Raw genomic sequence first — 23,134 nt, 5'->3', positions numbered from 1 at the left:
ACCCATGGCCAAACGCCAACTCAATCGTCGTCAAAACTGGCGCATCGAAAAGATTCAGGGCGAGCGCGCTGCACGCGCCGCCAAACGCGAGTCCTCGGCTGTCGAAGCCCTTGAGGGCGGCGACCTGGGCCCGGAACAGACCGGCCTGGTGATTGCCCACTTCGGTGTACAGGTCGAGGTCGAGGCCGTTGACGGTGATCAGGCCGGCCAGGTGTTCCGCTGCCACTTGCGCGCCAACCTGCCTGCGCTGGTAACCGGCGACACAGTCGTCTGGCGTGCCGGCAATCAGGGCATCGGGGTGATTGTCGCGCAACTGCCGCGCACCACTGAACTGTGCCGCCCGGACAGCCGTGGCCAGCTCAAACCGGTAGCCGCCAACGTCGACATGATCGTCATCGTCTTCGCGCCGCTGCCCGAGCCGCATGCCAACCTGATCGACCGCTACCTGGTTGCCGCCGAACACGCTGGCATCCGGCCGCTGCTGCTGTTGAACAAATTCGACTTGATCGACGAGCAGAACGCCCCAGCACTGAATGCGCTGCTGGCGGTGTATCGGACGCTGGGTTATCCGGTGCTTGAAGTCTCGGCACACCACGGCAACGGCATGGAACAACTGCAACAGCAGCTCGACGGCCGCATCAGCGTGTTCGTCGGCCAGTCCGGTGTCGGCAAGTCGTCGCTGGTCAACAGCTTGCTGCCTGAAGTGGAAACCCGTGTCGGGCCGTTGTCCGAGTTGTCCGGTCAGGGTACGCACACGACGACCACTGCGCGTCTGTTCCACTTCCCTGGCGGCGGTGAGCTGATCGACTCCCCGGGTATCCGCGAATTCGGCTTGGGTCACGTCAGCCGAGCCGATGTTGAAGCCGGTTTCATCGAGTTCAATGACCTGCTCGGCACCTGCCGCTTTCGCGACTGCAAACACGACCGCGAACCCGGTTGTGCACTGCTCAAGGCGCTGGAAGATGGCCGCGTGCAACAGCAGCGGATGAACAGCTACCGCTCGATCATCGCCAGCCTGCCGGAAAACGGCTACTAAACATCTGCACCGGCAGTACCTCGCCCGAGGGCTGCCGGATGTCGGACTGCGCCTGACAAACCCCCGACTCCGTTAAACGCCAGACTTTTCTTACAGGCCCGCACACGCCTGCTTGCAGGACATTTCTCTTTCACCGCCCAACCCTTGTAGGCAAGCTCCAGATGCCTAGATTGGGGTCCTCCTTCGCACCTTCGCGACCTTCGAGGAACCCCATGCAGACCTATCACCTGTTCATCAGCCATTCGTGGAACTACGCCCACGCTCACGACAATCTGGTACGCCTGCTCGGCGCCAAGCCGGATTTCAGTTTCAAGAATTTTTCCGTGCCGCCACATAACCCGATCATGGGCGCGCAGACCGACAAGCAGCTCGAAGAAGCCATCGAAAACAAGATTCGCCCCTGCTCGGCGGTACTAATCATGGCCGGGATGTATTCGACCTACAGCAAGTGGATCAACAAGGAAATCGAGATCGCCAAACGCATGGGCAAGGTGATCATCGCGATCAAGCCATTCGGCGCCGAGCGCATTTCCGCCGTGGTACGTGACGCGGCACACGCCGAATGCGCGTGGAACACCAATAGCATCGTCAGCGCGATTCGCCTGCATACGGCGGTGTGATCATGCGCAAGGGACTGTTTATCGGCATCAACCACTATGACTATGTCTCGCCGTTGAGCGGTTGTAACAACGACGCAATGGCCATGGCTTCGGTACTGGAGCGTCACGCCAACGGGCGCCCGAACTTCAGCAGCAAAGTGCTGACGTCGGCCGAAGAACAACTAACCCTCAAACTCATGAAACAGCAGATCCAGAGCCTGTTCTCAGGCGACTGTGACGTGGCCCTGCTGTACTTCGCCGGTCATGGGCAGTTCGACACCAGCATCGACGAAGGACTACTGATTCCCCAGGACTATCAGCCTGGCGGAGACGGTATCCGCATCAGCGACATTCTGGAATGGGTAGACAGGGCCCCGCACATCAAGAATAAAATCATCATTCTCGATTGCTGCCAGGCCGGTGCAGCAGGCGCCCTGCGCAACCTGCGCGGCGGCAGCAGTGTGATCGGCGAAGGCGTGACCATTCTCACCGCCTGCAAAAAAGAACAGTACGCCCTGGAAAGCCGCGGTCACGGTGTATTTACGGATCTGTTGCTGCAAGCGCTGCATGGTGGCGCTGCCAACGTGCTCGGCAAGGTCACCCCCGGTAGCGTCTATTCGTTTGTCGACAATGCGCTGGGAGCCTGGGAACAGCGTCCGGTATTCAAGACCAATGTCTCGCAGTTTGTGCCGCTACGCGAGGTCGCGCCGCTGATCGCCGAAGAAACCCTGCGCAAACTCAAGGACTGGTTCCCGGAACCGAGCTTCGTTTTCAGACTCGACCCCAGCTACGAGCCCACCGAAGCGCTGTTCAACCCCGAGCACGGCGACATCTTCAAGCAACTGCAAATGTGCAATCGCCACAGCCTGATCGAGCCCGTGGACGCCGAACACATGTACTACGCCGCCATCAACTCCACCGGCTGCCGCCTCACCGCCCTCGGCGCCTACTATCGCGAACTCGCCATAAAAGGACACTTCTGATGCCCGTATTCATCAGCTACCGCCACATGGATCGCGCCCACGCCATCGCCATCAATAGCCGCCTGATCCAGGCCAACATCAAAACCTACCTCGACGTGCTCGACCCCGAGTCGCAGACCACCGACGACATCACTGGGGTCATCACCCGCAACATCACCGAATGCACGCACCTGCTGGCAGTGGTCTCGGAAAAGACTGCGTTATCGTGGTGGGTGCCGTTCGAAATTGGCGAAGCGACCATCAGCAACCGGCGGATCTGCTCGTTCAAGACAGGGCCGACGGAGCTGCCGTTGTATCTGGATAAGTGGCCGAAGCTGAGCACGGACAGTGATCTGAATTTCTTTATCGACGCGTATCGCGAGGAAGTGTCGAACAAACGCTCGATGACGCTGGATTCGAGCAATGAATCCTTTAGCGGCACCTATAAGCGCAACGCCGAGATTTTCCACGAACAACTGAAGAACCGGATTCGGCGTGGGTTCTGACAGACGTAAAAAAGCCGCGATCATCTCGCGGCTTTTTTTGCCTCACGCGCTGGCCGGCGGTTTTGGCACAACCACCTTTGGCTCAGGCTTGCGAAACGCATACAGGTGCTGACGCACAATCCCGCCCGGCAGCTCCTTGCCAAACACACCATAACGCACCGGCCATTCCTTTGGCGGCAGCTTGAACGTACCGAAGAGCATATCCACCAGCGGCGTGTGGATCGCGTAGTTTTTGTAGATGTAGTCCTTGTGCCGGGCGTGGTGCCAATGGTGATAGCGCGGCAGCACGATCAGGTAGTTCAGCCAGCCGCCGTTGATTCGCACGTTGGCGTGGGCCAGTACCGCTTGAACGCCGACCAGGATCACATAGGCATTCAACGCTTGCGGCGCGAAGCCCAGCAGCATCAATGGCACCAGCACGCCAGTGCGGGTCAGCAGGATTTCAATGAAGTGCACGCGGGAGCCGGCGAGCCAGTCCATGTGCGTACTGGAGTGATGCACCGCATGAATGCGCCACAGCCATGGCACTACATGGTAGAGCCGGTGCAGCCAGTACTGACCGAGATCGGCGACCAGTATCGCCAGCAGAAACTGCACAACGAGCGGCAGGCTTTGCACGCTCGCTTGCAAGCCCGGCGACATCGCCCAGCCGGCGATGTAACTCGACGAGGCGGTGATGAAGATCAGGATGAACTGCACCAGCATGTGGCTGACGAAAAAGTAGGTCAGGTCGGTGCGCCAGTGCGGGCGCAGGATGTTTTGCTCGGGATCCTTGGAATAGAGCTTTTCCAGAGGAATGAACACAATGGCCGACACCAGCAGCGCCAGCACAAACCAGTCCAGGCCGAGCGAGTACGGCGTCTGCCCGATCGCGCTGACCTGGACATTGGTACCGCCCAGAAACACCGCCAGCCCCGATGCCACCAATCCGGTAATCCCCAGACGTTTGCGCTTGTTGAGCAGGATATTCAGGGTGCCGAGGCTGAACGACAGCACCAGACCGAGCAACAGCGTGGTGCGCGCAAATTGCTCGTCATAGACCTTGCGCAGTTCAGCCGTGGTCAGCCATTCCGGGAAGAGAAAGCAGAGTACCGCCAACAGGCTCAACAGCCCGAGGGTGGCTGATATATAGCCACTGACCCGCCCCTCGCCAAACTTGAAGGGTGCGTTGCCGTGCCGCTGAAAATAGGCTTTGAGTCTTTCCATAACTGATCTTCCGTGATTGCGAAAACTGCGACTGGTGATTGCGACGCAGGCAGAAACAAAAAAGCCACGGTGACCGTGGCTTTTTGTGAATCACTGCTTGGGCGCGGGAGCCGGTGCAGTGACTGGCGGAGCAGCGGGAGCAGGCGCCGCACTCCCCGGCTCGGCCGGTTTCGGTGCGGCGTCGTCGAACAGATTCAAGCGCTCGCGAAGCTCGTGCGCCGGCACCGGTTGCTGATCCGCCGGCAGCGCGTTCGGATCAACCGGTGTCGCCGGGGCGTTGCCGTTCTGACTCTGATCCGCCGGTTTAGCCGCGTCGGCACCTTGCGCACCTTCGATGGCCGCCTGGGCCTTCTTGGTCAGCACGACAATATCGATGCGGCGGTTGACCGGGTTGAACGGATTTTCCTTGTCGAACAATGCCGACGAGGCGTAACCCACTACCCGCGCCACTTGCGCATCCGGATAGCTACCGGCAACCAAGGCACGCCGGGCAGCGTTGGCACGGTTGGCCGACAGCTCCCAGTTACCGTAATCACCGGTACCGATATAAGGCTTGGCATCGGTGTGGCCGCTGATACTGATCTTGTTCGGCACCGCTTTGATGGTGTCGGCCATGGCCAGCAGGATGTCTTCGAAGTACGGTTTCAGGCGTGCAGAACCGGAGTCGAACATCGGCCGGTTCTCGGCGTCCATGATCTGGATGCGCAAGCCATTCGGAGTGATCTCGAAGAGAATCTGATCCTTGAATTTCTGCAGTTGCGGGTTCTCGTCGACCTTGTTCTGCAGTTCTTGCAGCAGCAGTTCCAGACGCTCCTTCTCGACCTGCTCGGCCATGCCTTCAACCTGTTCAGTATCGACCGTAACCTTGTCAGGCTGCGGCTGCGATTTCACTTCCGGGTTAAGGGTGTTTTCCGGGGCCAGGGTCGGCGTGCCGCCCAGATCGATGATGTACGGCGTGCCGCTTTCGGAGAAGCCGACCGGGTCTTTGAAGTAACCGGCGATAGCGATCTTCTGCTCGGGCGTGGCGGTGGACAGCAGCCACAACACCAGGAAGAACGCCATCATCGCCGTGGCGAAGTCGGCGAAGGCGATTTTCCACGCCCCGCCGTGATGCCCGCCGGCTATGCGCTTGACGCGCTTGATGATAATCGGCTGATTATTTTCCATGACTTAGCGACCGCGAACCGCTTGTTCCAGCTCGGCGAAGCTTGGACGGTGCGCCGGGTACAAAACCTTGCGACCGAACTCGACCGCCAGCGAAGGCGGCATGCCGGAAGCCGAAGCCACCAGCGAGGCCTTGATGGCTTCGTAGACGTTCAGCTCTTCCTTGGCATCATGAGCCAGGGAATGCGCCAATGGGCCGAAGAAACCGTACGCCGCGAGAATACCGAAGAAGGTACCGACCAGTGCCGCACCAACGTGCAGACCGATGGACTTCTGATCACCTTCACCCAGCGAGGCCATGGTCACCACGATACCGAGTACCGCCGCGACGATACCGAAACCGGGCATGGCATCAGCGATGCCGTTCACCGCATGAGATGGATGCTCAAGGTCTTCTTTCAGGCTGTACAGTTCCATGTCGAACAAGCCTTCCAGCTCGTGCGGCGCCATGTTGCCGGACGACATGATGCGCAGGTAATCGCAGATGAACGCGGTCATGCGCTCGTCTTTGAGGACTGCCGGGTACTTGGCGAAGATCGGGCTCGCGGCGGCATCTTCGATGTCGCCTTCGATGGCCATCATGCCTTCGCGGCGGCTCTTGTTGAGGATCTCGTAGATCAGCCCGAGCACTTCCAGATAGAACGTGTGGCTGAAGCGCGAACTGAACATGCTCAGGGATTTCTTGAGCACGTGCATCGTCATGTAACCGGGGTTGGCCTGGAGGAATGCACCCAGTGCCGCACCACCGATGATCATCACCTCGAAGGGCTGGATCAGGGCGGCAATCTTGCCGTGGGAGAGCACGTATCCGCCGAGCACGCTCGCGAATACGACGATGATGCCGATAATTTTAGCCATAGGTAGAAAGTACTTATTTAAGTCGGGTTCAAGGTCATATTCGGAAGTTAAAAAATCTCTTCTTCTACTTATCGGCAAAACTGCGCCAGACTATAGCCAGTTCAGGCGAAAAGCCAATTTAGCCCATGCCGGGCGCGTCTACAGTCAGTGAAGATCCCGTCCAGACATGGCTAATGAAACGAACGTCCCACACGCAATACCGACCACGCTCGACGGCTGGGTCAAGCTGCTCGACAGCGTCCGGCTGCCCGTGCCGCAAGAGGCTCACGACAAAGTCTGTCGGGCGATCCGCGACAATCGCAGCTCGCTGCGCGACATCGCCGAACTGATGCAGGACAGCCCGGCACTGGCCTTGAGCATCATCCGTGAGGCGAATCGTCACACCCACGGCACCATGGCCGCACCGGCGGAAAATCTCGAGGTGGCGATCAACCGTCTCGGCCTGGCGCGGACTGAAGAATTGCTCGCGCGCCTGCCCGCTGAACCGCAGATGCAAATCCCCAAGGCCCTGCGCCAATTGCAGATGATCAGCCAGCACGCGACGCAACAGGCCAACGGTTTTTTCGCCAGTCGGCTGGCGCGGCTGTGGCAGGACATTCATTGGGGCAGCCTGTTGTTTTTGTCGCCGCTGTGGCCATTGGCGCTGACTTATCCGCAATTGCTCGAAGAATGGGAACTGCGGGTTATCCACAAGGGCGAATCGGCGCGCGTGGTCGAAAAGCAATTGTTCGGCGCACGCCTGCTGAAAATCGCCGAGGCGCTGGTGCAAGTCTGGCACCTGCCGATCTGGGTGCAGCAGGGTTATAAGCTGCTGCTGAGTGAACAGCGCGAACTGGTCAAAGTGCTGCGCATCGCCCGCGACAGCGAACATCCGTTGCGCCAGCAAAACCGCCTCGATGACGACCCGACCCTGCGCCGCTGGCTCAACCAGCCAGCCAACACCGTGCTGCTGGCCAACGGCCTGGCACTGTCTGCGCAACAGGCGTGGGACAGTCCGCACAGCGAACGCTGGCAGTACCTGACCAGCCTTTATCTGCAGATTTCCATGGATGAAGTGCAACAACAGTTGCACCAGCAAGCCGCCAACAGCGCGCGCCATCATGCGATGCCCGACCTGTGGCATCCGGCGGTTTCGTTGCTGTGGCCATGGGGCACCCATCGTTTGCCAGCCGGCATGCTGCCCGCCGCTGCGCCAACCTCGGAAGATCTGACGCAATGGCGCCAGCAATGCGCCGAGCTATTGGCCGAGCCAAGCCGCTTCACCAATGCCATGAGCCTGACCGTCGCCGCTCGCGATGCGCTGGTCGCCAGCGGCATGCGCCGGGTGATGATCCTGATGGCCGATCGCACACAGTCCAATCTGCGCGTGAATCAAACCGCCGGGCTGCCGAAAGAAGGGGCGGCGCTGAATTTCGTCGTCAGCCAGAGCAAGGTCTTGCAACGGCTGCTCGCGCAACAGGCGCAGGTGCGGATCAATCCCGAGAACAACGCTCAGTTCTCCGCTCTGCTGCCAGCGAGCCTGCGCACCCTGTTTCGTGGCGAGCATCTGTTCCTGCGTTCCCTGGTCAATAACGGCCGGGTGATCATGATTGTCGTCGCCGATCAGGGCGGCGGGCCGTTCGCCGATATCACCGTGCAAGCCTTTGGCAAAACCGCACAGTGCATCGAAAAGGCCCTGCACAGCTTTAGCAGCCGCGGCCGATGAGGCTGCGCTACAATCCTCCCCTTTGTGCTCTGGAGACCTCACATGTCTGACTTCTCTGGCTTGCCGCTCGTCATCGAGCCGAGCGACCTGCTCCCGCGTCTCGATTCCCCTGAACTGATTCTGGTGGACCTGACCAGCCCTGCCCGGTATGCCGAAGGTCACTTTCCCGGCGCACGCTTTGTCGACCCGAAACGCACCCAGCTCGGCCAGCCACCGGCGCCGGGCTTGTTGCCGGCCAAAGGCGACCTGGAAGCGTTGTTCGGTGAACTGGGCCATCGCAAAGATGCGGTCTACGTGGTCTATGACGACGAAGGCGGCGGTTGGGCCGGGCGTTTCATCTGGCTGCTCGACGTGATCGGTCACGACAAGTATCACTACGTCGACGGCGGTCTGCCGGCGTGGCTGGCGGCCGGCATGCCGATGTCGATCCAGATTCCGCCTGCAGTGGGCGGCCCTGTGCCATTGACCCTGCATGAAGAACCGACCGCGACCCGTGAATACCTGCAGAGCCGCCTCGGTGCTGCCGATCTGGCGATCTGGGATGCGCGCGGGCCACTGGAGTATTCCGGTGAGAAAGTGCTGGCCGCCAAGGCTGGGCACATCCCCGGCGCGGTCAATTTCGAATGGACTGCCGGCATGGACAAGGCCCGTCAGTTGCGCATTCGCACAGACATGCCGCAGATCCTCGAAGACCTCGGGATCACCAAGGACAAAGAAATCATTACCCACTGCCAGACCCATCACCGGTCGGGCTTCACTTATCTGGTGGCCAAATCCCTCGGTTATCCGCGGGTCAAGGGCTACGCCGGTTCCTGGGGCGAATGGGGCAACCACCCAGATACGCCAGTCGAGATTTAAGGTTTTTAAGGACAACTAATGAAAGAGCGTCTGTTTATCCTCAGCCAGTACCTGCTGCCTCATCACCTGCTATCGCGTCTGGCCGGCTGCATTGCCGAATGCCGCGTGCGCTGGTTCAAGAATGCCTTCACCCAATGGTTCGCCAAGCGCTACCAGGTGGACATGTCGCAAGCGCTGGTCGAAGACCTCACTGCCTACGAGCACTTCAACGCCTTCTTCACCCGGGCCTTGAAAGAGGGTGCGCGTCCACTGGACGAAACCCCGGGCGCGATCCTCAGTCCGGCCGACGGTGCGGTCAGCCAGCTTGGCCCGATCGAACACGGTCGCGTGTTCCAGGCCAAGGGCCACAGTTTCAGCGTGCTGGAACTGCTCGGCGGTGATGCGGCTAACGCTGCACCGTTCATGGGCGGCGACTTCGCCACCATTTACCTGTCGCCGAAGGACTACCACCGCGTGCACATGCCGCTGGCCGGCACCCTGCGCGAAATGGTCTACATCCCGGGCCGGATCTTCTCGGTCAACCAGACCACCGCAGAAAACGTTCCGGAACTGTTCGCCCGCAACGAGCGCGTGGCGTGCATTTTCGACACCGAGCGCGGGCCGATGGCCGTGGTGCTGGTGGGTGCGATGATCGTCGCTTCGATCGAAACCGTATGGGCCGGTCTGGTCACGCCGCCGAAGCGCGAACTGAAAACCTTCCGCTACGACGAAGCCGCCCGCGCGCCGATTCATCTGGAAAAAGGCGCCGAACTGGGTCGCTTCAAACTGGGTTCGACCGCGATCGTGCTGTTCGGGCCGGATCAGGTGACATGGGCGCAAGAGCTGGTGGCGGGTTCGCCAGTGCAGATGGGTCAAGGCCTGGCGCTGCCAAAAGCCTGAACATGATGTGAGCCACTGATCCGCCTTTTCACACGTCTGCGAAAAGGCGGATACGACTCGGTGGTGCCGTTACTCTATTTGCCCACGAAAGCCGATCGGGCCTTCGTTGGCATAGGTATTGGTGCCACTGAGGTTTTTCCCTCCGTCACTGGACGTGACGCTCAACGCGATAACGTTCTGATTGTCCCGGCCGCCAATCACCCACTTGCCGCCCGGATGCCATGGGGCATCATTGCCACCCCACTGATTCTCGACGTTGTACTGGTTCTGACCGGTGCGTTGCGCTTTGAAGCCAATGGGACCTTCCCCGGCATAGGTCATGGTGCCGGTGAACGTTTTACCGTCATCGCGCGACTTGATCTCGATAGCGACGACATTCTGGTTGTCCCGCCCGCCGAGTACCCAGGTTCCACCCGGATGCCACGGCGCCGAACTGCCACCCCATTGATTTGCCACTGCATATTTAGACATGAACCTCATCTCCTTGAAGTTTCGGGAGACCTGCCCGAGGTTGACGGCAGGCCGTGCAACCGTGCGTTTCCGATCGCACGCCTGAGAGCCTAGTAGGGCTTGGGGAATGGCATCCGGCCAGCAGACCAGCGGTCAAAAAGTCTGACGCTACCCAGCGAAACAGACCACAGCTGCTAGAGTTTTGGGCATTGCCCCTTCCGCCGCCGGAGCCCGTCAAGGCATGAGTGAGTCTCGTCCCCAACCCTCCCTGAGCGCCCCGCCCCCGACGCAAACGCGTCTGTCGTTTTGCGAAGCAACGCCGCGCGACCTCAAGCGCTGGATCGCCGGCCTGCCCAAGGCCAACATCGGTGAAACCGCCCGCCTGCTGTATCAAGGCCTGGGCGAACTCAATCTACTTCTCACCCCCAGTGACAATCGCCTCAACCTGCTGGAGCTGCTGCGACCCGAGGTGTATTTCGTCTGCCAGCATCTGGAACGGCACTTCCTGCATCAAGCGATCATGCTCGACGAGCGTTCACGCAAGATCAGCAATTTGTGCCAGGCGCTGCAAAGCCATCTGGCCGTCGGCTACAAACAGATCGTGTTGCGGATTGCGCCGAAGTACAGCAAGGATCGCGCGATATTGGTCAGCACCGCCCTGCAACGGGCGGCCCATGCTCTCAAGGGTCAACTGCTGCGTGCGACGCAACTGTACAGCGCGGCACCGGAGCAGGTGTGGTTCGAACTGCATCAGCTGTATCGCATCGCCTGCGAACTACAACTGCAACAGCGCCGGGTCCGCGACGATCTCGCCAGCCTCACCACCGAACTCACGCTTGAACAGACTTACATCGCCGCCCTGCTCCTGGGCAGTGCCCGCTGCAATCAATTGCGGCAGAACCAGATCGCCCGATTGGCTGAAGTACTCGAACCGTGGAGCGCCCTGCTCAAATTGCATCCCGGTCGCTCGAGCGAAGGACTGTTTGCGATCAGCCCGGCGATCGATACCGGCCCGCGCTACCGCAACATGTTTCGCAGCGAAGAACAGGCCGGATTGCTCGGCTTCGATCCGCAGCCACTGGTGAACGCCATCGAAGCGCATTTGCAGCACCAGCCCACATCGACACCGCTGCCCGTTCCGCCCGGGCTCAGCTTCGACACCCTGCAACACCTGCATGCCACCTGGGGACAAGCTGCCGAGCGCAGCTTTCAGCGCACCGTCGGCCAAGGCCATCTGACCGTGTGCGTGGGCATGAGCGCCCTGCACTTTTATCTGGGTGGCGAGCGCAGTTTCAGCGAGCTGCTCAAGCATCCCGGAACGCGCTCGGCGAATTTCAGCAGTGCCGTCGCCAAAGGTGAAAAGGACAGTTGGAGCCAAGCCTTCGACGCCGCACCGCAGAGCAAAACTGATGAATTTTTGCCTTACGAGGAAATCCAGTACGACCACTTGTTCGAGGATGAAAGCGGCACCGACAGTACGCCGCACTACCCGACCCATGCCCTGCCGGTGATCAATCACAGCCCCGGCGGATATTGCCTGGCGTGGCCGAATGAAGTGCCCGCCGAGCTGCAGGCCGGAGAAATGCTCGGCATTCAGGACAGTGTCAGTCTGGGCTGGAGCATCGCGGTCATTCGCTGGATCCGCCAGGTGCGCGGCGGCGGCACGCAAATGGGCATTGAGCTGGTGGCGCCACATGCCCAGCCTTGCGGCCTGCAACTGGTGCGCTCACGGGACGATCACAGCCAGTATCTGCGCGGATTATTGTTACCGGAGATCAGTGCGATAGATTTGCCGGCAACCTTGCTGGCGCCGCGCTTGCCGTTTCAGGAAGGCAGTAAAGTGCTGATAAACACCCAAGGCGAAGAACACCGCGCCGGGCTGGATCGACGGGTGGCGAGTACGCACAGTTTCAATCAATTCGCCTATCGCTCGCTGGAAACCGCGCGCAATGCCGGGAGCGAAGAGGATTTTGATTCGTTGTGGAAATCGCTTTAAGTGCCCGCCGATGGATCGGCGGCGCAACCTTCGCGAGCAGGCTAGCTCCCACATTGGAATACATTTCAACTGTGGGAGCGAGCCTGCTCGCGAAGAGGCCAAGTCAGGCGATAGAGATCTCAGAGCTGCCCGTCGCGGTCACGGAAACCCAGCAGATACAGCACGCCATCCAGCCCCAACGTCGAAATCGCCTGCTTCGCCGACTGCTTCACCAACGGCTTGGCACGGAACGCTACGCCCAAACCGGCAATCGCCAGCATCGGCAGGTCATTCGCGCCGTCGCCGACCGCGATGGTCTGCTCCAGACGCAAACCTTCCTTGTGTGCCAGCTCTTTGAGCAAATCAGCCTTGCGCTGGGCATCGACGATCGGCTCGATCGCCACGCCAGTACACTTGCCATCGACCACTTCCAGTTCGTTGGCAAACACATAGTCGATGCCGAGTTTGGCCTGCAATTGCTTGGCGAAATAGGTGAAGCCACCGGACAGGATCGCGGTCTTGTAGCCCAGACGCTTGAGTTCGGCGAACAGCGTTTCGGCGCCTTCGGTCAGACGCAGGGAAGCGCCGATCGAGTCGAGCACGCTGACATCCAGACCTTTGAGCAAGGCCAGACGCTCTTTGAAACTGGCGCGGAAATCCAGCTCGCCGGCCATCGCCCGCTCAGTGATTTCGGACACCTGCTCGCCCACGCCGGCAGCCTTGGCCAACTCGTCAATGACCTCGGCCTCGATCAGCGTCGAGTCCATGTCGAACACCGCCAGACGACGGTTGCGCCGGAACAGCGAATCTTCCTGAAAGGCGATATCGACGTTCAGCGCTTGGGCAACGCTGAGGAATTCGGCACGCAGCGCCTGTGGATCGGCCGCTTCGCCACGCACCGAGAACTCGATGCAGCCCTTGCCTTTGTCCGCTGGAGTGTCCAGCGGCATGCGACCCGACAGACGGTCGATGTGATCGATATTCAGGCCGTATTTGGCGGTGATCGAGCTGACAGCCTGCAATTGACCAGCGGTTACTTTGCGGGTCAGCAGGGTGACGATGTGGCGCTTCTTGCCCTGATTGCCCACCCACTGCTGGTAATCCTCTTCGGACACCGGCGTGAAGCGTACCTGCTGATCGAGCTCGTAGCCCTTGAACAGAATGTCCTTGAGCACGGACTTGCCTTGCTCGGAATCGGGGATTTCAACCAGGATGCCGAACGACAGGGTGTCGTGGATCACCGCCTGACCGATGTCGAGAATGTTCACACCACCTTGTGCCAGAACGCCGGTAATGGCCGCAGTCAGACCCGGACGGTCGACTCCCGTGATGTTAATCAGGACGATTTCGCGCAACGCGCACCCCCGCAACTGGAAAAAAACCGCATTCTACCCACTTTCAGTGACCATCGGGCACCGCGAGCGCTTTGCCGGTCTAGGGCCTGTCGCTATACTGCGCGTCAACTTCACGGACAAAAGAGCCGAGCTCAGTGAACCGGCCCACGCCAGTTAAAACCGATAACTTCTTCCTGCTGATCTTCCGTGCACTGCGCCACCGCCGTGTACCGATTGCATTGCGCATTGCCAGCCATAACGTGATCCTGGTCGCTCTGGCCCTGGTGATCTATGCCGGCGTGATGGGTTTGCAATTCAAGCAGGCCATGCACCAGCAGGCCGATGCGCTGGGCGAAAGCCTGACCACGCAGACCGCGACCTCGGCCACGGAGCTGTTGGTATCCAACGACATCCTCAGCCTCAACGTGCTGCTCAACAACCTGACCAAGAACAAACTGGTGGCCCACGCGGCGATCTACAGCGTGGATAACCGCATCCTCGCCGAGTCCGGTCAGCGGCCCAAGCACAGCCTGCTGGGCGAAGCCGAGGGCATGTACGAGAGCAAGATCACGTTCCAGGACGTGACTGCCGGGCAACTGCGCATCAGCCTGGACATGGATCAGTTCCAGCAGCCGATGACCATCAGCCTGCAAAGCATGGGCATTCTCAGCGGGATCCTGTTGGCGCTGTCGCTGGCCCTGAGCCTGCGCATGGGCCGCTATCTGTCGACGCCGTTGCTGCAATTGCGTGTCTGGTTGCGACGCATCGACGAACACACGCCGGGCATTGATCGTCAGGATGAAATCGGCGATCTGGCGCGTCAGCTGCACGCCAACTACGCGCCGGAGCCTGCACCGGAACCGGAGCCTGAGTTCGAGGACGAAGAGGACGAGCCGGAATTCGAGGTGCGCAACTTGCGTGATCCGAGTTTCGACGAAACCCGTCCGATGGCCGCGCAGAAGCCTGCACCGCGACATCTGGTCAGCACCGTCGAAGACGATGATGACGATGACGCGTTCGCTGATCTGCGCGATGAATCGCTGGACGTTGCCTCACAACCGGTCGCCCGCAAGGCGACTCCGAGCGTGCCACAACACAGCGCCGTGCTGGCGGTACAACTGGGCTCACAGGAACAACTGCGCCGCTTGCCGCGGGCACGCCTGGAAGAATTGCAGGAGCGTTATCGTGACTGCCTCGATCAGGCTGCTTCGCTGTATCAGGGTGAAATCGAGACCCTCAACGACGGCAGCACGCTGATGCTCTTCCACACCGAAGACAGCGGTGACGATTACCTGACCAACGCAATCTGCTGCGGCGAGTTGCTGCGGGCCTTGGGTCATCAGTTGCAGATTGAAGTCGCGGACAGCGGCATCACCCTGCAACTGCAGCTGGGCCTGACCTTGGGCGATGAGTTGTTCGGCTTGAGTCAGATTGATCTGCTGCTGACCGATTCGGCGCAGGATGCGCTGGCCTTGTCGCAGCACAGCCGCAACCTGTTGCTGGTCGAGCGCAAGATCAGTGACGATGCGCTGATTCGTCAGCGTGCGCGGATCCGGCCGATCGCCAGCCCTGAAGGCGCTTGCTGCGTGGAGCGGTTGATGGAGCCATATCCGTCGATGCTCGAGCGGCAACTGGCGCGGATGCATGAGCGTCGGGCTTAAGCCTTAGGCCTGAAACACAGAAGCCCGCAGACGAGTGATTGTCTGCGGGCTTTTTTGTGGGTGACTGAAAAGCCCCTCACCCTAGCCCTCTCCCCGAGGGAGAGGGGACTGACCGAGGTGTCTGACGCGATACATCGACCTGACAAATCGAGTCGATTATGGATTCACAGCAGGACGATCAGGTCGGCGTAACTCTGCAATATCCCCCAATCGGTCCCCTCTCCCTCCGGGAGAGGGTTAGGGTGAGGGGCTTTTGATCCTCTAGCGCCCAGACACAACAAAGCCCGCACAAGGCGGGCTCTGTTCTGACTCGATCCAGCTTAGAAGCGGAACACTTCCATATCCGTCCGAATCGGCGAAGCCATCGGAATCTTCGGCTGCTTCTCGGCTTCCGCCGCTGGCGCGGCCGGTTTCGGTGCCGATTTACGTGGTGCCTCAGCCACCGGTGGCTGATTGGCCAAAGGCTTCAGCGCTACCGACAATTGCTCGGCCAGACGCTGCAGCAAAATGCCTTGGGCCTGAACCTGCGAAGCGGTACTGCCGGCATGCAGTTCTTGCAGATGAACGATGCGGTTATCGCGCACCTGACCACGACGGTCGATCAGACGCCATTGAGCATCGAGAATCGCCGGTTGTTTCTGGCCAGAGTCCAGACGCGTGATGGTCAGCAACACCTGCACATCCGGAGTGAACCCCGTAGTGGCCGGTGCCAGCACTACACGCTGGCTGTCCAGATGGCCAGCAACCTGACGCATCAGCAACTGATCGATATCCGACGAAAGGCTGCCAGCCCAACGACCGTCTGTCGCTGCCTGCAGGCTGCCATCGGGTTGACGTTGCAGCAATGTCTCACGTTGCAGGTAATCGGCTACGACTACCGGACCCAAAAGAACCGCCATGCCCGCGCTTTGCGCAGGCTGAACCGGACTTCCGCTGTCCAGTTGATACAGCGACACCGGCTGGTGAACGCTGCAACCCGCCAGGCCCAAAACGCCGGCGAGCAGGAAAATAAGGGGGCGCAGAGCAGTCATCATCCCGTCCAGGTGGCCGCCACAAGGCTGACCACAGTGAAAATACTCAATAAATATGAAGAACGCTCGGCCACGCCGGCGCTTGGAAAGGCCATATCATCCGTGAATATGCGTTCCGACTCCAGCGCCAAAGCGTCGATCTACGCGTTAAATCGTAGATCCAACGCTCTAGGGCGCCTAATTGAGGTTTTCGACGAGCAGCGCATCCACTCTCTGGAAGCCCCTTGGCAGCTTATTGCCACGACGCCCACGCTCACCTTTGTAGTGTTCGAGGTCATCGGCCTTCAGCGACAGGGTCCGTTTTCCGGCCTGCAGCACCAACGTGGCGCCTTCCGGAAGGACGGCGATGTCCGTGACATATTCTTCGCGACTGGCCACACGTTCACCGGAAATACCGATGATCTTGTTGCCTTTGCCCTTACCTAATTGTGGCAGATCGCTGATTTTGAAGATCAGCAGGCGACCTTCGGTCGTGACCGACGCCAGCCAGTTGTGCTCACGATCGGCTACCGGGCGTGGCGCGATCACTTTGGCGTTGTTCGGCAGGCTCAACAGGGCTTTACCGGCCTTGTTCTTGGCTTGCAGATCTTCGCCCTTGACCACAAAACCGTAACCGGCGTCGGAAGCGATCACGTACAACGCGTCGTCTTCCGGCATCAGCACGCATTCGAAGCTCGCGCCGGGCGGTGGCGTCAGACGACCGGTCAACGGCTCGCCCTGGCCCCGAGCCGATGGCAAGGTATGCGCGGCCACCGAGTAGCTGCGGCCGGTCGAGTCGATAAACACCGCAAACTGGTTGGAGCGCCCCGCTGCCGAGGTCTTGAAGCCGTCGCCGGCCTTGTATGACAGGCCGGTGGCGTCGATGTCATGACCTTTGGCCGAACGGATCCAGCCTTTTTCCGACAGCACCACGGTGACTTTTTCGTTCGGCAGCAGATCGTGTTCGGTCAGCGCCTTGGCCTCAGCGCGCTCGACGATTGGCGACCGACGGTCATCGCCGTAGGTTTCGGCGTCTTTCAACAGCTCGGTGCGCACCAGCTTCTTCAGCTTGGCTTCGCTGCCCAGCAGGGCTTGCAGCTTGGCTTGTTCCTTGAGCAGTTCGTCCTGCTCGTCGCGCAGCTTCATCTCTTCCAGTCGCGCCAACTGACGCAGACGGGTGTCGAGGATATAGTCGGCCTGAATCTCGCTGAGGGCGAAACGCTCGATCAGCTTGGCCTTCGGATGCTCCTCGGTACGGATAATGTGGATCACTTCATCCAGGTTGAGGTAGGCGATCAGCAAACCGTCCAACAGGTGCAGACGACGCTCGACCTTGTCGAGACGAAATTGCAGGCGGCGACGTACGGTCAGCACGCGGAATTCCAGCCACTCGACCAGCAGCGCTCGCAGGTTTTTCAGCTGCGGCTTGCCGTCCAGACCGATGATGTTGACGTTGACCCGGTAGGTCGACTCCAGCTCGGTGCTGGCGAACAAGTGCTGCATCAGCGCTTCATGATCGACGCGGCTGTTGACCGGGATGATCACGATGCGGCACGGGTTTTCGTGGTCGGATTCGTCGCGCAGGTCAGCGATCTGCGGGGCTTTCGACGGCTTGGCCTGCATCAACGCGGCGATCTGCTCCAGCACCTTGGCGCCGGACACCTGATGCGGCAGCGCGGTGACGATGATGTCGCCGTCCTCGACGTGGTACACGGCGCGCATGCGCACCGAGCCCTTGCCGGTTTCGTACATCTTCAGCAAGTCGGCGCGCGGTGTGATGATTTCCGCTTCGGTCGGATAGTCCGGGCCCTGAATGTGTTCGCAGAGCTGCTCGACCGTGGCTTTCGGCTCATCGAGCAGACGCACGCAAGCGGTGGCGACTTCGCGCAGGTTATGTGGCGGCACGTCGGTGGCCATGCCCACGGCAATACCGGTGGTGCCGTTGAGCAGGATGTTCGGCAGACGCGCCGGCAGCACCAGCGGCTCTTGTAAGGTGCCGTCGAAGTTCGGGCCCCAGTCGGCAGTGCCCTGGCCCAGTTCGCTGAGCAGCACTTCGGAATAACGCGACAGGCGTGCTTCGGTGTAACGCATGGCGGCGAAGGACTTCGGATCGTCCGGCGCACCCCAGTTACCCTGACCGTCGACCAGCGTGTAGCGATAGCTGAAAGGCTGCGCCATCAGCACCATCGCTTCGTAGCACGCCGAGTCACCGTGCGGATGGAATTTGCCGAGCACGTCACCGACGGTACGCGCCGATTTCTTGTGCTTGGAGTCGGCGTCCAGCCCCAGCTCGCTCATGGCGTAGACGATACGCCGCTGTACCGGTTTCAGGCCGTCGCCGATATGCGGCAGAGCACGGTCCATGATCACGTACATGGAGTAGTTGAGGTAGGCACTTTCGGTGAAGTCGGCCAGCGAGCGGCGTTCTACACCGTCCAGGCTGAGATCAAGGGGGTTGCTCATGCAGGCCTCATCGGTTCGTTGTCTGGCGCAGCAGCATGGTGCCACCGCGCTGAGTAAATTCAAGTTTGTTCAGGGCGCTCATTCCAAGCAGCACCTGATCGCCATGCAGCCCCGGCGCCACCAGTGCGCGGACGTCGCGCAGCACGATGTCACCGAGTTGCAGGCGGTCGATTTTGGTTCGATAGCCCTGGCTCAGGCCATTGGCCGTGCTCAGGGTCACACCGAAACCTTCTTCCAGCTTCAAACGCTTGGCCAGATCCGCCGGGATCGCCACATCGGTTGCGCCGGTGTCGAGCATGAACTCGACCGGTTCGCCGTTGATCTGACCGCTGGCGACAAAATGCCCTTGGGCATTGCCGGCCAGCTTCACCTCGATAAACCCTTCGCCCTGCTCCGAACTGACCACGACGTTCGGATTCTGCTGGCGCTGCTCCCACTGGCCAAAAAACCGCGTCGCCAGAAACAGCGCCGCGCACCATGCCAGAATCATCAGCACCCGACCGGCGCGTTTGCCCGGGGGTTGCTGGCTCAAGGCTTGGCGCTCCAGCCGCCGTCAGGCGCGGCGAAGCGCCAGACGATCGGCCGAACCTCACCGTCGGCCCGTGGGCCGAAATTATTGTCGACGCCGACCCACGCACCATCAGCGTCAACGATCAGCGCCTCTTCCAGCCCGAAGTTCTGCGAATAACGGCGGTTGGCCTGCAACAATTCAGCGGCGTACGACCAGCAACGTTCGACCTTGGCGGTCTGCGCATCGCGCCGACAAATCTGAAAGGCGTTGCGCTCAAGGGTAAACAATTTGCCGTTAAACAATGAAAGGTCGGAAAAGTCTCGGTCGACCGCTCTGGCCTTCGGGAACTGCGGCGGCTGCATTTCCTTGCCGCCCTCGCTGAGCAGCACGCAACGACCGTCGCAATTCCACACCGTCTGCTGGCGCTTGATCAGCAGCAAGCCACGGCTTTGCCGCTCGGCAGCCAGCCACATCTGATCGCCCGCCGGATTGATCGCCAAGCCCTCGAAGATCGCATTGAAATGCAGGAGCATGCCGCTGGCCCGCGCTTCGCGAACCATCATCGGCGAGATCTTCAGCCAGTTGACCGGGCCGCTGACGGGCACCTGCAAGACCGCCGCATGGCCCTCGCTGACAATGTAGCGATTGCCGGCGCTGTCGCAGCTGATGCCTTCGAAATCCAGGTCGCCACCGCGCACGAACGATGCGGCCCAATTGCGCGAGCGCAACCCCCACGGCAGACCGGTCTCCGGCACCAGAGGCACGTCGATGTGCAAGGCTTCGGCCTGCCAGACCTGATCGGCGGTATTGAGCCGATAGATCTGATCGTCATCGCGGTCCGACACCGTCCACAACTCGCTGCCACACATGGCCAGCCCCGACAGGTTACCGCCGCGCATGCCGTCGACCGGGTGTTCGGAGAGCACGCGCAACTCCTGCAACGGCTCGGCCGACACGCTCATCGCACTCAGCAGCAACGCACCCGCCAAGGCCCAGCCAAACCGCATCAGGCCAGCACCTCGGCGAGGTTGCCTTTGGATTCGAGCCAGGTCTTGCGGTCACCGGCGCGTTTCTTCGCCAGCAACATGTCCATCATTTCCGAGGTTTCGGCGAAGTCTTCACCCAGCGTCAGTTGCACCAGACGCCGAGTGTTCGGGTCCATGGTGGTCTCACGCAACTGCGGCGGGTTCATTTCACCCAGACCTTTGAATCGGGTGACCTGTGGTTTGCCGCGTTTCTTCTCGGCGACCAGACGGTCGAGAATGCCGTCGCGCTCGGCTTCGTCGAGGGCGTAGTAAATCTCTTTGCCCAGGTCAATGCGGTACAACGGCGGCATCGCCACATAGACGTGACCGGCATCCACCAGCGGACGGAAATGCTGAACGAACAGCGCGCACAGCAGCGTTGCGATGTGCAGACCGTCGGAGTCGGCGTCGGCAAGAATGCAGATCTTGCCGTAACGCAGCTGGCTCATGTCCGCCGCACCCGGATCGACACCGATGGCCACGGCGATGTTGTGCACTTCCTGGCTGGCGAGTACTTCGCTACCGTCGACTTCCCAGGTGTTGAGGATCTTGCCGCGCAACGGCAGGATCGCCTGGAATTCCTTGTCCCGCGCTTGCTTGGCGGAACCGCCGGCGGAATCACCTTCGACGAGGAACAGTTCGGAACGCATCGGATCCTGGCCAGCGCAATCCGCCAGTTTGCCCGGCAATGCCGGACCGGCGGTGACGCGTTTGCGCTCGACTTTCTTGCTCGCCTTGAGACGACGACCGGCGTTGTTGATTGCCAGTTCCGCCAGGGCCAGACCGGTTTCCGGGTTGGCGTTGAGCCACAGGCTGAACGCATCCTTGACCACACCGGAGACGAACGCCGCCGCTTCACGGGACGACAGACGCTCTTTGGTCTGGCCGGAGAATTGCGGCTCCTGCATTTTCATCGACAGGACGAACGCGATGCGCTCCCAGACGTCTTCCGGCGCCAGCTTGACGCCGCGCGGCAGCAGGCTGCGGAATTCGCAGAACTCGCGCATCGCATCAAGCAGGCCCTGACGCAGACCGTTGACGTGAGTACCGCCCTGCGCCGTCGGGATCAGGTTGACGTAGCTTTCCTGCACCGCGTCGCCACCTTCCGGCAGCCACAGCAGGGCCCAGTCGACGGCTTCTTTATTACCGGCGAAAGCACCGCAGAACGGCTCGTCCGGCAGGCGTTCGAATTCGCTGACCGCATCGACCAGATAGGAACGCAGACCGTCTTCGTAATGCCACTCGACTTTCTCACCGGTGCCTTTGTCTTCGAAGCTGACCAGCAGCCCCGGGCACAGCACAGCCTTGGCCTTGAGCACATGTTTGAGGCGGCTGATGGAGAATTTCGGTGAATCGAAGTACTTCGGGTCCGGCGCAAAGTACACGCTGGTGCCGGTGTTGCGCTTGCCGACGGTGCCGACGATTTCCAGTTCCGAGGCTTTGAAACCGTCGTTGAAGGTCATCTGGTATTCGTTGCCGTCACGTTTTACGCGCACACGGACTTCGGTCGACAAGGCGTTGACCACGGAAATACCCACGCCGTGGAGACCGCCGGAGAACTGGTAGTTCTTGTTGGAAAACTTGCCGCCCGCGTGGAGTTTGGTGAGGATCAGCTCGACACCCGACACGCCCTCTTCCGGGTGAATGTCGACCGGCATGCCACGGCCGTCGTCACTGACTTCCAGCGAGTGGTCGGCGTGCAGGATGACCTGCACCGATTTGGCATGACCCGCCAAGGCTTCGTCGACACTGTTGTCGATCACTTCCTGGGCGAGGTGGTTCGGCCGACTGGTGTCGGTGTACATGCCGGGGCGTTTGCGCACCGGGTCGAGGCCCGAGAGGACTTCGATGGCGTCGGCGTTATAAGAGCTAGCGCTGGGAGTGGCCATAGGGTCTCGTCGTCAGTCATTCATGAAATAGGGGCAAGACTTCACAATGCGGTGAAATCGATTGCCTGATACACATCGGCGCCAATGCCGGCAAAACTCAGCAACGCCGGCAATTGCCCGGCGAAACCCTGAAAACTGTGGTCGCCGCCGGCCTGAATACGCAAGGCGCAGGCGCGGTAATACTGCTGGGCGAGGCGATAGTCCAGTGTTTCATCGCCGGTCTGCAACCACACCTGATAACGCTGCGCATCCTGAGGCGCCGGCACTTCCAGTTCGGCCAGGGCCGTGACGTGGTCGTGGGTCAATTCCCAGGTTTCATCGGTATACAGGTTTTTCTGCGGGCCCAGATAGCCGTCGAACATCCGGTGCGGGCTGACCGCAGGGTTGACCAGCAGGGCTTTCAGGCCATGGCGCTCGGCCAGGTGAGTCGCATAGTAGCCGCCGAGTGAGCTTCCCACCAGCAGCGGGCTGCCCAGTTCGGCAATCGCTTGTTCCAACTGACCGATGGCTTCGCGCGGATGGTGATGCAGGGCCGGAACACGCAGTTTGTCGCTCAAACCCAGCCGCTCCATCACCGTCACCAGCTGACAGGCCTTTTTCGAGGCCGGGGCGCTGTTGAAACCGTGGATATAGAGGATCGAACCGGACATTTGAGCTCCCTGAGTGTCGGTTTGGATTTGCGGAGTTTACAGGGAGAGAAGATTGGATTGGGGGTGGTTTCGAGAAATTGGTGTGGCAACACGCGCTGCCCTCACCCTAGCCCTCTCCCGGAGGGAGAGGGGACCGAATGGGGGATATTTACGAACTACATCGACCTGAACGCTTTGCTGTGAATCCATAATCGACAACGCTGCTTCAGATCGATGGATAGCGAAAGACACCTCGGTCGGCCCCCTCTCCCTCAGGGAGAGGGCTGGGGTGGGTAAAGACCGGGTACATCCTTTACGTTTGAGACCGGGGACATGGTTTACAGGTATCAATCATGGTCAGGAGGTGCTGACCATGCCCTGGAAACAAGAGTCCCCAATGGATCAACGAGTGAA

General features: G+C 60.5%; 20 protein-coding genes. 9 read left to right on the top strand and 11 right to left on the bottom strand.

Going from position 1 to position 23,134, the window contains the following annotated elements; genetic code table 11:
* Positions 1 to 4 precede the first annotated feature (4 nt).
* The 4 genes from rsgA to H8F23_RS19430 all read left to right on the top strand — a co-directional run bounded on the left by rsgA (position 5) and on the right by H8F23_RS19430 (position 3,103).
* Entirely contained in the window at positions 5 to 1,036 is a 1,032-nt protein-coding gene (gene rsgA / locus H8F23_RS19445; RefSeq protein ID WP_016985702.1) for a small ribosomal subunit biogenesis GTPase RsgA, read from the top strand.
* A gap of 212 nt (positions 1,037 to 1,248) precedes the next feature.
* Positions 1,249 to 1,656, top strand: coding sequence for a TIR domain-containing protein (locus H8F23_RS19440; RefSeq protein ID WP_116255789.1), 408 nt, complete (start codon positions 1,249 to 1,251; stop codon positions 1,654 to 1,656).
* Positions 1,657 to 1,658: 2 nt separating this feature from the next.
* The gene (locus H8F23_RS19435) at positions 1,659 to 2,618 is read left to right on the top strand and encodes a caspase family protein (protein ID WP_194935466.1); all 960 of its coding nucleotides are present in this window, start codon (positions 1,659 to 1,661) and stop codon (positions 2,616 to 2,618) included.
* Positions 2,618 to 3,103, top strand: a complete 486-nt coding sequence (locus H8F23_RS19430) for a toll/interleukin-1 receptor domain-containing protein (protein ID WP_093430168.1) — start codon at positions 2,618 to 2,620, stop codon at positions 3,101 to 3,103. Before H8F23_RS19435 ends, H8F23_RS19430 begins: the two co-directional genes overlap by 1 nt.
* A 42-nt stretch (positions 3,104 to 3,145) precedes the next feature.
* On the opposite strand, the gene H8F23_RS19425 is transcribed toward H8F23_RS19430, so the two are convergent.
* The 3 genes from H8F23_RS19425 to motA all read right to left on the bottom strand — a co-directional run bounded on the left by H8F23_RS19425 (position 3,146) and on the right by motA (position 6,331).
* Entirely contained in the window at positions 3,146 to 4,309 is a 1,164-nt protein-coding gene (locus H8F23_RS19425; protein ID WP_194935465.1) for a sterol desaturase family protein, read from the bottom strand.
* Positions 4,310 to 4,399: 90 nt separating this feature from the next.
* Positions 4,400 to 5,476, bottom strand: coding sequence for a flagellar motor protein MotB (gene motB / locus H8F23_RS19420; RefSeq protein WP_194935464.1), 1,077 nt, complete (start codon positions 5,474 to 5,476; stop codon positions 4,400 to 4,402).
* Between the two features lie 3 nt (positions 5,477 to 5,479).
* A complete protein-coding gene (gene motA, locus H8F23_RS19415; protein ID WP_007952169.1) occupies positions 5,480 to 6,331 on the bottom strand; it encodes a flagellar motor stator protein MotA in 852 nt (283 codons plus the stop codon).
* Positions 6,332 to 6,497: 166 nt separating this feature from the next.
* On the opposite strand from motA, the gene H8F23_RS19410 reads away from it, so the two are divergent.
* Genes H8F23_RS19410 through asd form a run of 3 tightly spaced genes read left to right on the top strand, consistent with a single transcriptional unit; the run spans position 6,498 to position 9,773 of the window.
* A complete protein-coding gene (locus H8F23_RS19410; protein WP_194935463.1) occupies positions 6,498 to 8,036 on the top strand; it encodes an HDOD domain-containing protein in 1,539 nt (512 codons plus the stop codon).
* Positions 8,037 to 8,078: 42 nt separating this feature from the next.
* On the top strand, positions 8,079 to 8,894 hold the full coding sequence (rhdA, locus tag H8F23_RS19405) for a thiosulfate sulfurtransferase (RefSeq protein ID WP_194935462.1): 816 nt from the start codon (positions 8,079 to 8,081) through the stop codon (positions 8,892 to 8,894).
* A gap of 18 nt (positions 8,895 to 8,912) precedes the next feature.
* Positions 8,913 to 9,773: an archaetidylserine decarboxylase gene (gene asd / locus H8F23_RS19400; protein WP_194935461.1), complete on the top strand. Its 861-nt coding sequence runs from the start codon at positions 8,913 to 8,915 to the stop codon at positions 9,771 to 9,773.
* 69 nt (positions 9,774 to 9,842) lie between these two features.
* Here the strand turns inward: asd and H8F23_RS19395 are convergent, their stop codons facing one another.
* Positions 9,843 to 10,244: a lectin OAA family protein gene (locus tag H8F23_RS19395; protein ID WP_093430162.1), complete on the bottom strand. Its 402-nt coding sequence runs from the start codon at positions 10,242 to 10,244 to the stop codon at positions 9,843 to 9,845.
* A gap of 220 nt (positions 10,245 to 10,464) precedes the next feature.
* Here H8F23_RS19395 and H8F23_RS19390 point away from each other — a divergent pair, with 220 nt between their 5' ends.
* Positions 10,465 to 12,219, top strand: coding sequence for a molecular chaperone (locus H8F23_RS19390; RefSeq protein ID WP_194935460.1), 1,755 nt, complete (start codon positions 10,465 to 10,467; stop codon positions 12,217 to 12,219).
* 119 nt (positions 12,220 to 12,338) lie between these two features.
* Here H8F23_RS19390 and serB read toward each other — a convergent pair whose 3' ends face one another.
* Positions 12,339 to 13,553, bottom strand: coding sequence for a phosphoserine phosphatase SerB (gene serB / locus H8F23_RS19385; RefSeq protein WP_093430160.1), 1,215 nt, complete (start codon positions 13,551 to 13,553; stop codon positions 12,339 to 12,341).
* Between the two features lie 134 nt (positions 13,554 to 13,687).
* Here serB and H8F23_RS19380 point away from each other — a divergent pair, with 134 nt between their 5' ends.
* Positions 13,688 to 15,193 carry an AhpA/YtjB family protein gene (locus H8F23_RS19380; protein ID WP_194935459.1) on the top strand — a complete coding sequence of 502 codons (1,506 nt, stop codon included), beginning with the start codon at positions 13,688 to 13,690 and terminating at the stop codon, positions 15,191 to 15,193.
* 320 nt (positions 15,194 to 15,513) lie between these two features.
* Here the strand turns inward: H8F23_RS19380 and H8F23_RS19375 are convergent, their stop codons facing one another.
* The 6 genes from H8F23_RS19375 to H8F23_RS19350 all read right to left on the bottom strand — a co-directional run bounded on the left by H8F23_RS19375 (position 15,514) and on the right by H8F23_RS19350 (position 22,741).
* Entirely contained in the window at positions 15,514 to 16,224 is a 711-nt protein-coding gene (locus H8F23_RS19375) for a PqiC family protein (RefSeq protein ID WP_007915780.1), read from the bottom strand.
* A gap of 177 nt (positions 16,225 to 16,401) precedes the next feature.
* A complete protein-coding gene (gene parC, locus H8F23_RS19370; RefSeq protein WP_093430157.1) occupies positions 16,402 to 18,666 on the bottom strand; it encodes a DNA topoisomerase IV subunit A in 2,265 nt (754 codons plus the stop codon).
* A gap of 7 nt (positions 18,667 to 18,673) precedes the next feature.
* Positions 18,674 to 19,198 (bottom strand): retropepsin-like aspartic protease family protein, encoded by a 525-nt coding sequence (locus H8F23_RS19365; protein ID WP_007915776.1) that lies wholly within the window; start codon positions 19,196 to 19,198, stop codon positions 18,674 to 18,676.
* Positions 19,195 to 20,184 carry an esterase-like activity of phytase family protein gene (locus tag H8F23_RS19360; RefSeq protein ID WP_194935458.1) on the bottom strand — a complete coding sequence of 330 codons (990 nt, stop codon included), beginning with the start codon at positions 20,182 to 20,184 and terminating at the stop codon, positions 19,195 to 19,197. Before H8F23_RS19360 ends, H8F23_RS19365 begins: the two co-directional genes overlap by 4 nt.
* Positions 20,184 to 22,091, bottom strand: coding sequence for a DNA topoisomerase IV subunit B (parE, locus tag H8F23_RS19355; RefSeq protein ID WP_141128523.1), 1,908 nt, complete (start codon positions 22,089 to 22,091; stop codon positions 20,184 to 20,186). Before parE ends, H8F23_RS19360 begins: the two co-directional genes overlap by 1 nt.
* A 41-nt stretch (positions 22,092 to 22,132) precedes the next feature.
* Positions 22,133 to 22,741: a YqiA/YcfP family alpha/beta fold hydrolase gene (locus H8F23_RS19350; RefSeq protein WP_194935457.1), complete on the bottom strand. Its 609-nt coding sequence runs from the start codon at positions 22,739 to 22,741 to the stop codon at positions 22,133 to 22,135.
* Positions 22,742 to 23,134 lie beyond the last annotated feature (393 nt).

Source organism: Pseudomonas neuropathica, assembly GCF_015461835.1.
GTDB lineage: Bacteria > Pseudomonadota > Gammaproteobacteria > Pseudomonadales > Pseudomonadaceae > Aquipseudomonas > Aquipseudomonas neuropathica.
This window is presented reverse-complemented; position numbering and strand designations above follow the sequence as displayed.

Coding starts and splice junctions, on each gene's coding strand:
- parE (WP_141128523.1), bottom strand. CDS start 22,091: ATGGCCACTCCCAGCGCTAGCTCTTATAACGCCGACGCCATCGAAGTC.
- H8F23_RS19375 (WP_007915780.1), bottom strand. CDS start 16,224: ATGACTGCTCTGCGCCCCCTTATTTTCCTGCTCGCCGGCGTTTTGGGC.
- H8F23_RS19410 (WP_194935463.1), top strand. CDS start 6,498: ATGGCTAATGAAACGAACGTCCCACACGCAATACCGACCACGCTCGAC.
- H8F23_RS19440 (WP_116255789.1), top strand. CDS start 1,249: ATGCAGACCTATCACCTGTTCATCAGCCATTCGTGGAACTACGCCCAC.
- H8F23_RS19360 (WP_194935458.1), bottom strand. CDS start 20,184: ATGCGGTTTGGCTGGGCCTTGGCGGGTGCGTTGCTGCTGAGTGCGATG.
- rhdA (WP_194935462.1), top strand. CDS start 8,079: ATGTCTGACTTCTCTGGCTTGCCGCTCGTCATCGAGCCGAGCGACCTG.
- H8F23_RS19435 (WP_194935466.1), top strand. CDS start 1,659: ATGCGCAAGGGACTGTTTATCGGCATCAACCACTATGACTATGTCTCG.
- H8F23_RS19395 (WP_093430162.1), bottom strand. CDS start 10,244: ATGTCTAAATATGCAGTGGCAAATCAATGGGGTGGCAGTTCGGCGCCG.
- motB (WP_194935464.1), bottom strand. CDS start 5,476: ATGGAAAATAATCAGCCGATTATCATCAAGCGCGTCAAGCGCATAGCC.
- H8F23_RS19390 (WP_194935460.1), top strand. CDS start 10,465: ATGAGTGAGTCTCGTCCCCAACCCTCCCTGAGCGCCCCGCCCCCGACG.
- H8F23_RS19430 (WP_093430168.1), top strand. CDS start 2,618: ATGCCCGTATTCATCAGCTACCGCCACATGGATCGCGCCCACGCCATC.
- asd (WP_194935461.1), top strand. CDS start 8,913: ATGAAAGAGCGTCTGTTTATCCTCAGCCAGTACCTGCTGCCTCATCAC.
- H8F23_RS19350 (WP_194935457.1), bottom strand. CDS start 22,741: ATGTCCGGTTCGATCCTCTATATCCACGGTTTCAACAGCGCCCCGGCC.
- motA (WP_007952169.1), bottom strand. CDS start 6,331: ATGGCTAAAATTATCGGCATCATCGTCGTATTCGCGAGCGTGCTCGGC.
- H8F23_RS19425 (WP_194935465.1), bottom strand. CDS start 4,309: ATGGAAAGACTCAAAGCCTATTTTCAGCGGCACGGCAACGCACCCTTC.
- parC (WP_093430157.1), bottom strand. CDS start 18,666: ATGAGCAACCCCCTTGATCTCAGCCTGGACGGTGTAGAACGCCGCTCG.
- rsgA (WP_016985702.1), top strand. CDS start 5: ATGGCCAAACGCCAACTCAATCGTCGTCAAAACTGGCGCATCGAAAAG.